This is a genomic window from Amycolatopsis sp. MEPSY49 (assembly GCF_051337345.1).
In the GTDB taxonomy this organism is placed as follows: domain Bacteria; phylum Actinomycetota; class Actinomycetes; order Mycobacteriales; family Pseudonocardiaceae; genus Amycolatopsis.
Map to the genome: position 1 here is coordinate 1,107,637 of NZ_JBDLYJ010000001.1, position 14,257 is coordinate 1,121,893.

Genomic DNA, 14,257 nt, shown 5'->3' on the forward strand with positions numbered 1-14,257 from the left:
GGTTCTGCCTCGGGGTGACGCTGGTTGCCGTCACGTCGGCCGCACGGGGAGGACCGGAGCATGTCCGAGCGCAGCGGTGTCATCGGCGTCAAGGTCGAGAACCAGGTCCTCTGGGTCGGCCGCGAGGCCTACCCGGTCCGCAACGTCGCGCGGGCGCGGGTCGTACGGCTGACGATCCGGCGGGCGGCCGCGTTCGGCCGGTTCCTCGGCTTCGCGCTGCTGTGGCTGGTGCTCGGCATGGGCGCGACCTTGGGTTTGCGAGCCGCGCGGAGCCAAGGCGTGCACCTGGACAAGAGCCTCGGCCAGGTCGTGGTGATCGCGACGGCGGTGCTGATCGGGATCAGCGCGGTCCGGCTGCTCTACCTGCTGCTGCGCCCGGCGCTGTTCGCGCTCGTCATCGAAACGGCCGGAAACCCGTACACCGCGCTGGCGACCACCGAACGGCACATCCTCGACGAGATCGTGCACGCGATCATGGCGGCTGTCGACGATCCGCGGGTGGTCTTCCACAAGACCGTGAACTACACCCGCCACGGAGACAACATCGGCGGGGACAAGTTCGAAGTCGGCGGACACGGCATCGGCAAGATCGTGCACTGAGCGGGAAGGGACCGGCTGATGAGTGGTACCCACTACTACGGCGACCAGGTCGGCGGCGACAAGTTCGAAGTGCACGACCAGGGCATCGGCAAGATCGTCCACCACGGCCCCGTCGACCAGCAGGCGGCGTTCCGGGAACTGCTCGCCGCCGTTCAGGCGTTGCGCCCCCAGGTGACCGGCACCGACCGCCAGGTCGTCGACGAGTCGCTGGCCACCCTCCAGGCGCCCCGACCGGAACCGGCCCGGCTGCGGCGCGCGCTCGGCGCCGTCTCCGGTGTCGCGATGATGGTCGGCCAGGTCGGCGCCCCGGTTGTGGAAGCCGTGCGCAAGGTCATGACGGCCCTCGGCAGCTGAAGACGAAGGAGCCCGCCAGGCGCACCTGGCGGGCTCCTTCACACCCCTCGGGTCACTCGCGCGGCCGCGGTGACGGCTTGAACGGCTTCTCCTCGATCGCGACCGCCAGCGGCCGCCGGCGCGTGCCCGGCATCGCGGCCACCATCACCACGCCGAGCAGCAGCATCGCCGTGCCCGTCCAGAACAGCGGCACGGTGTCGTACGCGCCGCCGGTGTAGGCGAGGTTCTTCACCGGGCCCTTCGGCGCCTGACCGCCCGCGGGCGGCGTCGACGTCGACCCGCAGACGACGCCGCCGGTCGGCGCGTAGGCCCGCGCGACCTGCTCGCCCAGCGACAGCTGGGCCAGCGACGACGGCAGGTTCTTCGCCTGGTCGTCCGGCAGCAGGCTCTTCAGCTTCGTCGTCGGCAGCAGCTGCAGGTCGAACAACCGGGCCGAGGCGCCCAGCTGGAAGCCCTTGAACGGCGTGGTCATCTGCGCCGACTTCTGGTCCAGCCCGGCGATGCTCAGCCGCAGCACGCCCAGGTCCAGCACCGTGCCGGCGGTGTTGCCGACCTGCTGGATGCCCTTGGTCAGCGTCGAGACCAGCCCGCCGACCACCGGGATGTCGTTCACCTGCCCGAACTGGTCGCTCAGGCCCTTCAGCGGCAGCCCGATCGGGATGTCCTTCGTCGGGTGCGCCGCGTCGAGCGTGTAGAGCGTCTTGCCGCCCGCCGCGATGGTCAGCACCGGCGCGGCGTACTCCACTTTGGACGTCTTCGCGTCACCGGTGGACGTCACCTTCAGCGTCGGCTGGCTGGCCACCTTGATGCTCAGCGCCAGCGGCGTGCCCTTGAGGATCTCGATGTCCGCGGCCTGCAGCGTCGACGTCGACTGCACGGCCTTGTTCTTCGAGCCCGGCACGTCGACCAGCTTCACCTGCGACCGCGACGACAGCGTGTTCGGCAGGCTCAGCAGCGAGCCGGTGCCGTCCTTCGCCGTCTGCCCGCCGCCCTGCAGCAGGCCGCCCAGGCTCTGCAGGCCCTTCGTCAGGTCGAACCCGCTGGCCAGCGAGCTCGGGTCGAGCTTCGGCTTCAGCGCGTCCAGGCCCAGGTTCGGCATCGACGGGATGACGTTCAGCAGCGACAGGCTCGCCACCGACGTGCTGGCGTCCGCGATGGTGTCGACGCACGGCCCGAGCGTCGGGCTCCACCGCGCGTGCGCGCTGCCGTTCAGCAGCCCCACGTTGAGCAGCGGGTTCGACGGCGCGTTGAGCCCCCCGCTGATCGGCTGCGGGTTGTCGGGCAAGGCGGTCTGCACGACGCTGCCCGGCGTCTGCGGCGCGTTCCCGCCGATCGACAACCCGAACGGCGACGCCTGCGCGATCGCCTTCTCGTAGCTCAGGTAGGCGTCCGAGTTCGCCGACGCGCTCGACAGGCCCATCCCCGCCTCGAGCGCCGACTGCTTCGGCAAGGTGTCCCCGAACCCCGGCAGGATCGTGCTCGTCGGCACGGCGTTGGGCAGCAACCGGATGATCCCGAGCGCGGTCCCGGCATCCCCGACGGCCCGCCCCAGCGGCTGCGGCCCGACCGGCGCCGAGATCGGCGCCTGCCCCGGATTCGCCGGCTGCGGGATCGGCGTGGTCGGATAGGTCGGATCGGCGTTCGCCGGCGCAGCGCTGAACAGGAGCAACGCAGCAGCCGCCGGCAGCGCCACCGAACGGGGCAGTCTTCGCCGCATGTGCCAGAGCCTCCAGATAGGTCGACCGGGGAGTGAGACCGACGTCATAGGGCCCTAACGACAGTCCCCCCGGAAAGTGACGCGCACAGCCTCCGCTACACTTGCTATCGTCGCCAGCGCGAGCCGGAGACATGCCGCCTTAGCTCAGTCGGCCAGAGCGATTCACTCGTAATGAATAGGTCGGGGGTTCGATTCCCCCAGGCGGCTCCGCAGGTCAGGCCCCATCCGAGACACCTCGGGTGGGGCCTGACTCGTCTGGTGGGTGACTAAGTGAGTGGCTGCGCCGCCGCAGTGGCAGCGTAGAAAGTTCCGGAAGTTCACCCGGTGAGGGGGCAGTTGCGCCCTTGATAGGGACTACAGCCAGCGGTGGACCGATAGGTGGGTCGAATGGACGAGCAGGGACCGGTTTCCAAGGCGTTGGAGTCTTCGGCGCTGGTACTGGTCGGGGCTGTCGCCGACGTCGCCGGTGTGCTTGTCTTGCTCACGAACGAAAGCCTCTTGCGGTGGGTCCGCGACCGGCCGGCGCTGTTGGTGCTGGTGGCGGCCTCGCTCTTCCTCGCGGTCGTGGCCGTGGTGAACCGGTGGTTGCGAGTTGTGGCCCAGGTCCGTATGCGTGATCGCCAACTCGACGAGCAGGAACTGCGGTTCCGGTCTCGCGTCGAGGAACTCAGGGAACTCCACGAACGAAAGATCGCTGAGCTGGAACGCTCGCCCTCTCCCCAAGACCAGGCTAGGTTCGACGAGTTCTGGTCGGACTTCGGCTTCGGCACGCGTCTCTACAACTGGTTCAAAAACGATTACCTGGTCGACAGGGTGCGTAGCGGGCAGATGCGGGCCCTCTTCAGCCAAGTCGACAAGTGGAACAACGATCTCACGAACTACCACGACCAGGACCTGGCCCGGCGCTTCTCCCAGCTTCGCGAAGCTGTGCAGCGCGTCAGCAACGCGGCGGTATCGAACTACTTCCAGCTCGACCGCTCGGGGTCGCTGGCAGACGACCACACGCCGTTCGGAGTGCCGCCCGAGTGGGAATGGAAGGCTCCGGAGCGCTGGCAGGAAGCCATTGATGAGCTGTCGGCTGCTCACACGGATGTCATGGCGGCCTACACGAAGTTCGTCAACCTCGCACACGCCAAGAAGCTGACCGAAAAGTAGTTCCGGGCTGCGGCAGCGCGTTCCTCGAAGTCACCCATACGAAGCGGGTTCGCGATGACGACTTGGCGAGGGCTCCCAGCTCACGAACTGGGAGCCCTTCGCGCGAACAGGGGGTTACTTCGGGGCGGTCACCTTCACCACGGTGGCCTTGGCGTCGCCTCGGGGGGTTCGGTAGGTGATCTCGTCGCCCGCCTTGGCTCCCACCAGGGCCAGGCCCAGGGGGCTGTCCGAGGTGATCGCGTCCGCGTCTTCGCCCGGGACCGTCACCACCTGGAACGTCTCTTCGTCTCCGTCCGAGAAGCGGAGCGTCACCACTGTGCCGTCGGGGAGCTGCGCGTTGCCGTAGCCGCCGTGCTCCATCTTCGCGGCCAGGTCCGCGATCTGGCGGTCGAGCCGGGCCGCCGCCTCCGCGCGGTCGATCACGTCCGCCTGGTCCGCCGCGTCACCCGTGCGCTCCTGCTCGCCGGGTTGCGGCGCGAGGGCTTCCCGCTGCGCGCGCAGGTTCGCGATTTCCTTCTCCAGCTGGCTGCGCGCTGCCGAGCTGAGCCCCTTGTCCCCTGAGATCACCATGCCGGGCATTGTCCGCTGCGCGGAGCGGGGTGGCCAATCCGGTTTTTCACCCGCAGGCCACCCACGGGACGTCTGCCCTAGGATTCGGGGCTGCCGTCCAGTCAGAAGGTAACGAGAATCACCGTGAGCGCAGTCCCCGGTCGCAGCGACCGGCTCTCCCCGAACCAGCTGGCCAAGCAGGAGCAGATCGTCGAGGCCGCGCGGATCGTCCTCGCCCGCGACGGGCTCGCCGGGTGCACCGTCCGGGCCATCGCCGACGCCGGGCCGCTCACCAAGAGCGCGATCCACTACTACTTCGCCGACATCGACGTCCTCATCGACCGCGCCATGGCCGCGCACATCACCGCCTTCGCCGCGGGGCTGCGCGAAGTCGCCGCGAAGCACGACGACCCGCGTACGCGCCTCTTCGCCGTCCTCGAGGAGTACCTGAGCGTCTTCGCCGCCAACCCCAACGCGGCGTTCCTCTGGTTCGAGTACTGGATCGCCGCCGGCCGGGCGCAGCACCCGCAGGCCATCGACGCCATGCTCACGTCGCTCACCGAGCTGCTGGCCGAGCTGCTCGCCCCGCTCGACGTCGACGACCCGCGGGCCCGGGCCCGCGCGCTCCTGTCGTACCTGCTCGGCACGGTCGTCCAGCAGCGGGTGCGCCCGCGGCCGTTCGCCGCACTGCGCGGCGACATCGAGGCGCTCTGCTTCGCCAACTACGGCTAGCAACGCCCTTTAGATCCGTAGACGTACGGATTGTGCGGTACGTCCGGCTCCGGCCAATCTCGGGGAACCCCCGAGAGCAGGAGACGTGATGCGCCCACGAACATGCCTGGCGGCGGCCGCGGCCGCCCTCTTGATGCTCACCACCACCGGCGGCGTGGCCGGTGCCCAGCCCAGCGGACCGCAGGTCTACGAGGTGACCGGCACCGGCACGGCCCAGCAGCGCACCGAGGTCGCGCGGACCGGCGCCGACATCCTCGACAGCACGAACGGCACGACGACGGTCATCGCCAACCCGGGCGAAGCCGCCCAGCTGCGCGCACTCGGCTTCGGTGTCAAGGCGCTCGGCGTGGTCAACCGGCCGCAGGCCACGGCGACCGTCGAGGACTTCCCGGCCGGCTACACCGGCTACCACACCTACGCCGAAACGCAGACCGAGCTGCAGAAAGCCGTCGCGAACCACCCGTCGCTGACCAAGCTGGGCAGCGCCGGGACGTCGTACGAAGGCCGCGCTCTTTCGCTGATCAAGATCTCCGACAACGCCGCGACCGACGAGAACGAGCCCGAGGTGCTCTTCACCTGCAACCAGCACGCGCGCGAGCACCTCACGACCGAGATGTGCCTGCACATCGTGCAGCGGCTGACCAGCGGGTACGCCACGAACAGCGCGATCAAGCGGCTGGTCGACAGCGCCGAGATCTGGGTGGTCCCGAGCGTCAACCCGGACGGCTCCGAGTACGACATCTCCGGCGGCACCTTCCACAGCTGGCGCAAGAACCGCCAGGGCCCCGGCACCGACACCAACCGCAACTGGGGCTACAAGTGGGGCTGCTGCGGCGGCTCGTCGGGCTCGACGTCCAGTGAGACCTACCGCGGCACGGCGGCGTTCTCCGCGCCCGAGACCCGCGCCGTCTCGAACTGGGTGAACTCGCGCGTGGTCGGCGGCGCCCAGCAGATCAAGACGCACATCGACTTCCACACCTACTCCGAGCTGGTGCTCTGGCCGTTCGGCTACACCTACGACCGGACCGCGCCCGGGCTCACCGCCGCCGAGGCGACGAAGTTCGAGAACCTCGGGAAGCAGATGGCCGCGACCAACGGCTACACGCCGCAGCAGTCCAGCGACCTCTACATCACCGACGGCAGCGTCAACGACTGGATGTGGGCGACGCACAAGATCTGGAGCTTCACCTTCGAGATGTACCCGAAGGGCAGCAGCCCCGGCTTCTACCCGCGCGACACCCAGATCGTTCCGCAGACGACCCGCAACGACCAGGCCGTGGACATCCTGATCAACGCGGCTATCACCGGCTGACCCCGTGCTTTCCGGGGGTTCCGGGTGGCGGAGCCCCCGGCCCGAGGCGAAGCCTCGGATGTCACAGGCGGGGGCGGTTTAGGGTCTGGGCATGCCTCTGTTCTCGTTCGAAGGGCTCAGCCCGCAGGTCCACCCGGACGCCTGGATCGCCCCCACCGCCACCCTCATCGGCGACGTCGTCGTGGAAAAGGACGCCTCGGTCTGGTTCGGCGCGGTGATCCGGGCCGACTTCGGCCGGATCGTCATCCGGGAGGGCGCCAACATCCAGGACAACTCGGTGATCCACGTCAACGACGGTGTCTGCGAGGTCGGCAAGAACGTCACCGTGGGCCACCAGTGCCTGGTGCACGACTGCACGATCGGGGAGCAGGCGCTGATCGGCAACGGCTCGACGGTGCTCGACAAGGCGAAGATCGGCGCGCGGGCGCTGGTCGCGGCCGGGGCGACGGTCACGCCGTCGACGGAGGTGCCGGAGGAGGTCATCGCGATGGGCAGCCCGGCGAAGAAGTTCGTCCCGCTGACCGATTCGGCGCGGATGTGGGTCGAGCACAACGCGGCGATCTACCAGGAGCTGGCGCGCCGGCACCGCGCGGGAACAAAACAGCTTTGACTCTCCAGTAACTGGAGACTCTAGCTTCGGGGCATGGCTCCGAAGACGAAGAAACTCACCCACCAGGTCACCCTGGAACTCACCGCGGGCAACGCCCCGGTCGTCGACCTCGGCAAGATGCTGGGGCAGACCGGGGTCAACCTCGTCGAGATCAAGAAGGCCTACGACGCGGCGACGGCGGCCCAGCGCGGCGACATCGTGCCCGTCGTCGTCTCGGTGTTCGAGGACCGCTCGTTCGAGCTGCGGCTGAAGACGCCGCCGACGTCGTTCCTGATCAAGAAGGCGTTGGGGGACAAGGGTTCCGCGCGGCCGGGCCACGAGGTCGCGGGCAAGCTGACGAAGGACCAGCTGCGCGAGATCGCCCAGCGGAAGCTGCCGGACCTCAACACCTCGGACGTCGAGATGGCGATGCGCACGATCGCGGGCACGGCCCGGTCCATGGGCGTCGTGGTCGTCGACTGACGTGCGCAAGCACGCGGTCGTGCCGCCGTTCCACGCGCTGGACCCCGAGCTCGGGGTGGCGGAACGGTTGCTGCGCAAGGCAAATCCGGAGTTGAGCGCGATCGTCGCCCAGCTGCCCGACGAACACGCGGCCGCGCGCCGCCTCAACGCCGTGCTGGCGGAGGCCGGGGCGCGGCCGCGGCTCGTCGACACGGGCGCGGCGTGGCGGATCGTCTACGTGACGTCGCTGGTGAGCGAGAGCGAGCTGGCGGCCGGCGCCGCGGGCCTCGCCGAACTCGTTACGGTCGGCGGCTGGCGGCGGGTGAAGCGCTGCGCGACCTGCGCGCGGCCGTTCTGCGACCGCACTTCGGGGTGCACCCGCAAGTGGTGCGCCGAACACCGCCGGTCTTCGAGTGCGGTGGACTAGGCTCTTACGCGCAGCAGCGACTGGCGCCATCGAGGTGGAGCACCACCGGGAAGCGACGACGAGGCCGGCACCGCGCGCCTGGGTGAAGGCCACTCCAGAGCCGGAGTACGCCATGACACACCAGCCGAAACTGACCGCACTCGCCGCCGCCGACCCCGCCATCGCCGGGCTCGTCGAGGACGAGGCGAAGCGCCAGCACGACAAGATCCGCCTGATCGCGTCGGAGAACTACGTCTCGCAGGCCGTGCTCGAGGCGACCGGCACCGTGCTCACGAACAAGTACTCCGAGGGGTACGCGGGCAAGCGCTACTACGAGGGCCAGCAGTTCATCGACCAGGTCGAGCAGCTGGCCATCGAGCGGGCGAAGGCCGTGTTCGGCGCCGACCACGCGAACGTCCAGCCGTACTCCGGGTCGCCGGCGAACCTGGCCGTGTACCTGGCGTTCGCGCAGCCCGGCGACACCGTGCTCGGCATGGCCCTGCCGGACGGCGGGCACCTCACGCACGGCTGGAGCGTCTCCGCGACCGGCAAGTGGTTCAACCCGGTGCGCTACGGCGTCGCCAAAGAGACCGGCCGCGTCGACCTCGACCAGGTCCGCGACCTCGCCCGTCAGCACCGGCCGAAGCTGATCTTCGCCGGCGGCACGGCGATCCCGCGCACGATCGACTTCCCGGCGTTCGCCGAGATCGCGCGCGAGGTGGACGCGGTGCTCGTCGCCGACATCGCGCACATCGCCGGCCTCGTCGCGGGCGGCGCGCACCCGTCGCCGGTCGGGCACGCGCAGGTCATCACGACGACCACGCACAAGACGCTGCGCGGCCCGCGTGGCGCGATGATCCTGTCCGACGCCGACCACGCGAAGGCCGTCGACAAGGCGGTGTTCCCGGGGCTGCAGGGCGGTCCGCACAACCACACGACCGCGGCGATCGCCGTCGCGCTCGGCGAAGCGCAGCAGCCGTCGTTCAGCGAGTACGCGCACCGGATCGTCGCGAACGCCCGCGCGCTGGCCGACGCCCTGCTCGCCTGCGGGTACGACCTCGTGTCCGGCGGCACCGACAACCACCTGCTGCTGATCGACCTGACGAACAAGGGGGTCGCGGGCAAGCCGGCCGCGCAGGCGCTGGACCGCGCGGGTATCGAGCTGAACTACAACACGGTGCCGTTCGACCCCCGCAAGCCGTTCGACCCCTCGGGCATCCGGCTCGGCACGTCCGCGATCACCACCCGCGGCCTCCGGCCGGAGCACCAAGTCGAGGTAGCGGCGTGGATCGATCGCACGATCACCGCCGCGGCCGCGGCCGACGACTCCGCCCTGGACACGATCGCCGCGGAGATCCGCGAGTTCCTGGCGCCGTTCCCCATCCCGGGCTACTCCGCCTGACCCACCTCCCCGAGGGCGGCACTTTCACGTGAAAGTGCCGCCCTCGGCGTGTCCGGGGTCACCAGAAATTTGATTGCACGATGCAAGCTCTCTGGGAATACTTGGTCGAGACAAGTAGTTGACGGATACAAGCAACTACGACGAAGGCTGAGGGAGACCCACCATGAGCGACACCACCACGGCGGAAGGAGCAGCCGCTACGAACGGCAAACTGTCCCACCGCCAGATCCTGACCGTCCTGTCCGGGCTGATGCTCGGCATGTTCCTCGCGGCGCTCGACCAGACGATCGTCTCGAGCTCGATGCGCACCATCGCCGACGAGCTGCACGGCCTGTCCCTGCAGGCCTGGGCCACCACCGCGTACCTCATCACCGCGACGCTCTCGACGCCGCTGTACGGCAAGCTGTCCGACCTCTACGGCCGCAAGCCCATGTACCTGACGGCGATCTCGCTGTTCCTGGTCGGCTCGCTGGCCAGCGGCATGGCGACGTCGATGTACGAGCTGGCCGCGTTCCGCGCCTTCCAGGGCCTCGGCGCCGGTGGCCTGATGTCCCTCGCCCTGGCGATCATCACCGACATCACCGCGCCGCGTGAGCGCAGCAAGTACCAGGGCTACTTCATGGCGGTGTTCGGCATCTCGAGCGTCGCCGGGCCGGTCGTCGGCGGCTTCTTCGCCGGCATCGACACCTTCGCCGGCATCACCGGCTGGCGCTGGGTCTTCCTGGTCAACGTCCCGATCGCGCTCGCCGCGCTGGTCGTCGTCACCAAGGTGCTGAACCTGCCGCACACCCGCGTGGACCAGAAGGTCGACTACTGGGGTGCCGTCGCGCTGGCCACCGGCCTGGTGCCGCTGCTGATCGTCGCCGAGCAGGGCCGCGAGTGGGGCTGGGGCTCCGCCGCTTCGATCGCCATGTACGTCGTCGGCGCGCTGGGCGTGACCGCCTTCGTCTGGATCGAACGCCGGATGGGCGACGCCGCCCTGCTGCCGCTGCGCCTGTTCAGGCGCCCGGTGTTCCGGATGTCGACGCTCGTCACGGTCGTGCAGGGCGCGGGGATGTTCGGCGCGATGATGTCGCTGCCGCTGTACCTGCAGATCGTCAAGGGCGCGACGCCGACCCAGGCCGGCCTGCAGATGCTCCCGCTGACGCTGGGCATCATGTCCGCGAGCCTGACCAGTGGCCGGCTGATCTCGAAGACCGGGCGCTACAAGATGTTCGCGGTGGCCGGGATCGGCCTGATGGCGGCGGCGCTGTTCGCGCTGTCCACGATCACCGTCGACAGCTCGCTCGCGCTGGTCATGATCATCGCCTTCGTGATCGGCCTCGGCCTCGGCGCCTCGATGCAGACGCTGGTGCTGGCCGCGACCAACGACGTCCGCCCGCAGGACATCGGCGTCGCCACCTCGGCGGCGACGTTCTTCCGGCAGATCGGCGGCACGGCGGGCACCGCGGTGTTCCTCTCGATCCTGTTCGGCACGGTCGGCGACCGGATCGCGAACGCCATCCGCTCGGCGATGACCCAGCCGGCCTATGTGACGGCGCTGGCGCAGCACCCGGAGTTCGCGAAGCAGATGCAGAGCGGTCTGGACGTCAACGACACGTCGTTCCTGTCCACGCTCGACCCGACGCTGGCCCGGCCGATCCTGCAGGGCTTCGCCGAGTCGATGAGCACGGTGTTCCTGGTCGGCGGGATCGTGCTGACCGTCGGGTTCGCCCTGGTGTGGTTCCTCAAGGAGAAGCCGCTCTCGGACAAGTCGGCGATGGAGCAGCGCGCGGAAGCCGAGGCGGACGCTCCGGCCCTCGCCCTGGCGCACTGACCGCGTGAAAGAGGCCCCCTCGGGAATCCCGAGGGGGCCTCTTTCACGTGCGGTCTCAGTGACCGGTCCCGTTGGCCTCTTCCTTGGCCAGGCGGTCGGTCTCGCGCTCGTACGAGCGGGCGATCTCGTTCTCGGCCTCGGCGCGGCCGACCCAGGACGAGCCTTCGACGCTCTTGCCGGGCTCGAGGTCCTTGTAGACCTCGAAGAAGTGCTGGATCTCGAGCTTGTGGAACTCGTTCAGGTGGTGGATGTCGCGCAGGTGCTCCAGGCGCGGGTCGTTCGTCGGGACGGCGAGGACCTTGTCGTCCGGGCCCTTCTCGTCGGTCATCCGGAACATGCCGATCGCGCGGCAGCGGATCAGGCAGCCCGGGAACGTCGGCTCCTGCACGAGGACGAGCACGTCCAGCGGGTCGCCGTCCTGGCCGAGGGTGTCGTCGATGAAGCCGTAGTCGGCCGGGTACTGCGTGGCCGTGAACAGGGTCCGGTCCAGCTTGATGCGGCCGGTCTTGTGGTCGACCTCGTACTTGTTGCGCTCCCCTTTGGGGATTTCGATCGTGACGTCGAACTCCACGCCTGTCCTCACTGCTTCTTCATAGGTCCCGGGCACTTGTACTGCGGGGGTCCGGGTGGCGAAGCCCCCGGCCGGGGCGGAGCCCCGAATGTCACAGCCACGCGTCGCGGGCGGCAACCTTCATGACTGTCTTGACGTCTCCTAGTGTGGACTACGGCCTGCGTCCGGGTCGCATCGATGTCGGCCCGGAGGCATGTGAGCTTGGCCCCTTCCGGGGCAGGTGAGAAGGAGTGGTGGGTGCCGGAAAACGACCAGCCGATGTGGCCGTCGTCGGACGAAGACGGCTCGTCGTCCGGTGCGCGGGAGACCACGCCGATGGCGCTGCCCGACCCGCCGGCGAGCGCTCCGGACGGGCCCGGCGTGCCGAAGGTCACAGGCAGTGAGGCGCCGAAGGGATCGTGGTTCGCGCCGAACGTCGCGCCCGAACCGGTCCCGGGCCTGAACGCGCCCGCGGAGGAGCCGCCACCCTCGCCGCCCCCGGCGAAGCAGGACCTCGCCGACCGGCTGGGGTCCCGCGAATCGAAGCCGAAGCCGGAGCCCAAGCCGGCCGAGGCCGCGCCGGCGCCGGTCGCGGAGAGCACCCAGTACATCGACGTCAAGCAGGCCGAGAGCACCCAGTACATCCAGGCCGAGCCGAAGTCCGCGGACCCCCAGAGCACCCAGCAGATGGCGCCGCGGAAGACGCCGATCGTGCCGGTGGAGCGCAACGTCTGGCCCGCCGAGCAGCAGGAGCGTCACGACGAGCCGCAGGCCGAGAAGCCCGAGGCGCAGCCGTGGCGCGAAGAGCTCCAGCTCTGGCGCGAGGAGCAGCAGCGTCGCGAAGAGCAGCTGAAGCGTGCGGAGACGCGCCGCCAGGAGCCTCAGCAGCGAGCCGACGCGCCCTGGGCGCAGCGCATCGACGTGCCGGAGCGCACGGCCGAGCCTGCCGAACGGCGTCCCGGCCTGCCGCCGGAACCGCCGCGTGGGGTCGTCCCGTCGGCGTCCGCCGGCTCGCTGGCCCGGCCGCAGCGGATCGAGCCGGACGGGCAGCGGTTCGACGCCGAGGCGACCGTCGGGATCGAACGGCCCACCCAGTTCCCCGGCGCCTTCCAGCAGCAGCCCCAGCCTCGCAACGAGCCGCCCGCGGAGCCTCCGCCGCCCCCGGCCGAGCCCGCGGCCGCCGAGGAGCCGCCGAAGAAGCGCCGCAAGGGCAAGATCATCGCCATCGTCGCGGTCGTCGTGCTGCTGCTGGCCGGCGGCGGGGTCGCCGCGGCGATGCCGAAGGTGTCGAACCGGCTCGGCCTGCCGTGGGCGCCGAACGCGCCGAAGGGCGACAGCCCCGACCCGGCCGCCGCCACGCGCCAGTTGCAGGGACCCAACACCTCGGGACAGGCGCCGACGGCGAACGGCGTCAAGTCGGCGCTGGCCGCCGCGGCCGGCAACAGCGCGCTGGGGCAGCTCAACGGCAGCGTCGTCGACCCGGTGACCGGCACGACGCTGTGGGACCACAGCGCGTCGACCGCGGTGACCCCCGCGTCGACGACGAAGGTGCTCACGACCGCGGCCGCGCTGCTGGCGATGGACCCGAACACGCGGCTGTCGACGAAGATCGTCCAAGGCGCCGACCCGGGCACGGTGATCCTGGTCGGCGGCGGTGACGTCACCCTGACCGCGCTGCCGCTGGGCACCGAGTCGCCGCTGTACCCGGGCGCCGCGCACGTCGACGACCTCGTCGCGCAGGTCAAGAAGGCGAACCCGAACGTCAAGAAGGTGCAGGTCGACCTGAGCCTCTTCAAGGGCGCGACGACCGCGCCGGGCTGGGCCGCGGGTGACGCGCCGTCGACGTTCGCCACCCAGATCGGCTCGGTGATGGCCGACGCCGGGCGCCAGGACCCGAGGAACAACAACTCGCAGCGCGTGCCCAACGCGGGCAGCGCGCTGGCGGGGACGATCGCGTCGAAGCTCAGCGCGTCGCCGGGCGGCCAGGCGACCGCGCCGAAGGACGCGAAGGTCCTCGCCGAGGTCAAGTCGGCCCCGCTGACCGAGCTGGTCGCCGACACGATGGAGCTGTCCGACGACGTCCTCGCCGAGGCCCTCGCCCGGCAGGTCGCGCTGGCCACCGGCCAGGAGGCGACCTTCGCGGGCGGCGCCGCGGCGACCATCAAGGTGCTCAAGGACCACGGTTTCGACACCGCCGGCGTCAAGCTGTCCGACGGCAGCGGCATCTCGACGGAGAACAAGATCCCGGCGAAGCTGCTGACCCAGCTGATGGCGGCCGCGGCGGCGCCGGAGGGCAAGAACCCGAACACGGCCAAGCTGCGCGCGATGCTGGCCGGCCTCCCGGTGGCGGGCGGCTCGGGCACCCTCGCGGACAAGCGGTTCGAGACCCCGGCGTCCCAGGCCGGCCGCGGCTGGGTGCGGGCGAAGACGGGCACGCTGACCGGCGTCAACACGCTCGCCGGGCTGGTCCTGGACCAGGACGGGCGGGTGCTGGTGTTCGCGTTCATGTCGAACGGCTCGGACCAGCAGCCGGGCCGGGACGCGATCGACGCCCTCGCGACGAGCCTGCGCAAGTGCGGGTGCGCGTAGAACCGTACGAAGATCGTGGCCGGA

General features: G+C 70.0%; 14 protein-coding genes and 1 tRNA gene. 12 read left to right on the plus strand and 3 right to left on the minus strand.

All coding sequences use genetic code 11. The annotated features are described in order from the left end of the window. The first annotated feature begins 60 nt into the window (after nucleotides 1-60). Both ABFJ78_RS05530 and ABFJ78_RS05535 read left to right on the plus strand, forming a co-directional pair. A complete protein-coding gene (locus ABFJ78_RS05530; protein ID WP_436384595.1) occupies nucleotides 61-600 on the plus strand; it encodes a DUF6232 family protein in 540 nt (179 codons plus the stop codon). An 18-nt stretch (nucleotides 601-618) separates the two neighbouring features. After that, nucleotides 619-954: a hypothetical protein gene (locus ABFJ78_RS05535; protein WP_436384596.1), complete on the plus strand. Its 336-nt coding sequence runs from the start codon at nucleotides 619-621 to the stop codon at nucleotides 952-954. Nucleotides 955-1,006: 52 nt separating this feature from the next. On the opposite strand, the gene ABFJ78_RS05540 is transcribed toward ABFJ78_RS05535, so the two are convergent. Further along, on the minus strand, nucleotides 1,007-2,671 hold the full coding sequence (locus tag ABFJ78_RS05540) for a hypothetical protein (RefSeq protein WP_436384597.1): 1,665 nt from the start codon (nucleotides 2,669-2,671) through the stop codon (nucleotides 1,007-1,009). Between the two features lie 133 nt (nucleotides 2,672-2,804). On the opposite strand from ABFJ78_RS05540, the gene ABFJ78_RS05545 reads away from it, so the two are divergent. Both ABFJ78_RS05545 and ABFJ78_RS05550 read left to right on the plus strand, forming a co-directional pair. Next, nucleotides 2,805-2,878 (plus strand) — tRNA-Thr (locus tag ABFJ78_RS05545). A 180-nt stretch (nucleotides 2,879-3,058) separates the two neighbouring features. Further along, nucleotides 3,059-3,826 (plus strand): hypothetical protein, encoded by a 768-nt coding sequence (locus ABFJ78_RS05550; RefSeq protein WP_436384599.1) that lies wholly within the window; start codon nucleotides 3,059-3,061, stop codon nucleotides 3,824-3,826. 114 nt (nucleotides 3,827-3,940) lie between these two features. On the opposite strand, the gene ABFJ78_RS05555 is transcribed toward ABFJ78_RS05550, so the two are convergent. Further along, a complete protein-coding gene (locus ABFJ78_RS05555) occupies nucleotides 3,941-4,396 on the minus strand; it encodes a GreA/GreB family elongation factor (protein WP_436384601.1) in 456 nt (151 codons plus the stop codon). A gap of 123 nt (nucleotides 4,397-4,519) precedes the next feature. On the opposite strand from ABFJ78_RS05555, the gene ABFJ78_RS05560 reads away from it, so the two are divergent. The 7 genes from ABFJ78_RS05560 (at nucleotide 4,520) to ABFJ78_RS05590 (ending at nucleotide 11,094) form a co-directional block, all read left to right on the plus strand. Continuing rightward, a complete protein-coding gene (locus tag ABFJ78_RS05560) occupies nucleotides 4,520-5,107 on the plus strand; it encodes a TetR/AcrR family transcriptional regulator (RefSeq protein WP_372669805.1) in 588 nt (195 codons plus the stop codon). A gap of 106 nt (nucleotides 5,108-5,213) precedes the next feature. Further along, nucleotides 5,214-6,419: a M14 family metallopeptidase gene (locus ABFJ78_RS05565; RefSeq protein ID WP_436385391.1), complete on the plus strand. Its 1,206-nt coding sequence runs from the start codon at nucleotides 5,214-5,216 to the stop codon at nucleotides 6,417-6,419. 91 nt (nucleotides 6,420-6,510) lie between these two features. Continuing rightward, nucleotides 6,511-7,029 carry a gamma carbonic anhydrase family protein gene (locus ABFJ78_RS05570; protein ID WP_436384603.1) on the plus strand — a complete coding sequence of 173 codons (519 nt, stop codon included), beginning with the start codon at nucleotides 6,511-6,513 and terminating at the stop codon, nucleotides 7,027-7,029. Between the two features lie 33 nt (nucleotides 7,030-7,062). Continuing rightward, the gene (gene rplK, locus ABFJ78_RS05575; protein WP_436384604.1) at nucleotides 7,063-7,491 is read left to right on the plus strand and encodes a 50S ribosomal protein L11; all 429 of its coding nucleotides are present in this window, start codon (nucleotides 7,063-7,065) and stop codon (nucleotides 7,489-7,491) included. A 1-nt stretch (nucleotide 7,492) separates the two neighbouring features. Next, nucleotides 7,493-7,897, plus strand: coding sequence for a hypothetical protein (locus tag ABFJ78_RS05580; RefSeq protein ID WP_436384605.1), 405 nt, complete (start codon nucleotides 7,493-7,495; stop codon nucleotides 7,895-7,897). 112 nt (nucleotides 7,898-8,009) lie between these two features. Continuing rightward, nucleotides 8,010-9,278, plus strand: a complete 1,269-nt coding sequence (gene glyA, locus ABFJ78_RS05585; RefSeq protein ID WP_436384606.1) for a serine hydroxymethyltransferase — start codon at nucleotides 8,010-8,012, stop codon at nucleotides 9,276-9,278. A 163-nt stretch (nucleotides 9,279-9,441) separates the two neighbouring features. Next, complete coding sequence (locus ABFJ78_RS05590; RefSeq protein ID WP_436384607.1) at nucleotides 9,442-11,094, plus strand: MDR family MFS transporter; 1,653 nt, start codon at nucleotides 9,442-9,444, stop codon at nucleotides 11,092-11,094. 55 nt (nucleotides 11,095-11,149) lie between these two features. On the opposite strand, the gene ABFJ78_RS05595 is transcribed toward ABFJ78_RS05590, so the two are convergent. Beyond that, nucleotides 11,150-11,665 carry an inorganic diphosphatase gene (locus tag ABFJ78_RS05595; RefSeq protein ID WP_086853343.1) on the minus strand — a complete coding sequence of 172 codons (516 nt, stop codon included), beginning with the start codon at nucleotides 11,663-11,665 and terminating at the stop codon, nucleotides 11,150-11,152. A gap of 237 nt (nucleotides 11,666-11,902) precedes the next feature. Here ABFJ78_RS05595 and dacB point away from each other — a divergent pair, with 237 nt between their 5' ends. Next, nucleotides 11,903-14,233 (plus strand): D-alanyl-D-alanine carboxypeptidase/D-alanyl-D-alanine endopeptidase, encoded by a 2,331-nt coding sequence (dacB, locus tag ABFJ78_RS05600; protein WP_436384608.1) that lies wholly within the window; start codon nucleotides 11,903-11,905, stop codon nucleotides 14,231-14,233. The last annotated feature ends 24 nt before the right edge of the window (nucleotides 14,234-14,257 follow it).

Excerpts from the sequence above, each read along its gene's own strand:
- ABFJ78_RS05590 (WP_436384607.1), top strand. The coding sequence starts at position 9,442 with ATGAGCGACACCACCACGGCGGAAGGAGCAGCCGCTACGAACGGCAAA.
- ABFJ78_RS05550 (WP_436384599.1), top strand. The coding sequence starts at position 3,059 with ATGGACGAGCAGGGACCGGTTTCCAAGGCGTTGGAGTCTTCGGCGCTG.
- ABFJ78_RS05535 (WP_436384596.1), top strand. The coding sequence starts at position 619 with ATGAGTGGTACCCACTACTACGGCGACCAGGTCGGCGGCGACAAGTTC.
- glyA (WP_436384606.1), top strand. The coding sequence starts at position 8,010 with ATGACACACCAGCCGAAACTGACCGCACTCGCCGCCGCCGACCCCGCC.
- ABFJ78_RS05570 (WP_436384603.1), top strand. The coding sequence starts at position 6,511 with ATGCCTCTGTTCTCGTTCGAAGGGCTCAGCCCGCAGGTCCACCCGGAC.
- ABFJ78_RS05530 (WP_436384595.1), top strand. The coding sequence starts at position 61 with ATGTCCGAGCGCAGCGGTGTCATCGGCGTCAAGGTCGAGAACCAGGTC.
- ABFJ78_RS05540 (WP_436384597.1), bottom strand. The coding sequence starts at position 2,671 with ATGCGGCGAAGACTGCCCCGTTCGGTGGCGCTGCCGGCGGCTGCTGCG.
- ABFJ78_RS05555 (WP_436384601.1), bottom strand. The coding sequence starts at position 4,396 with ATGGTGATCTCAGGGGACAAGGGGCTCAGCTCGGCAGCGCGCAGCCAG.
- rplK (WP_436384604.1), top strand. The coding sequence starts at position 7,063 with ATGGCTCCGAAGACGAAGAAACTCACCCACCAGGTCACCCTGGAACTC.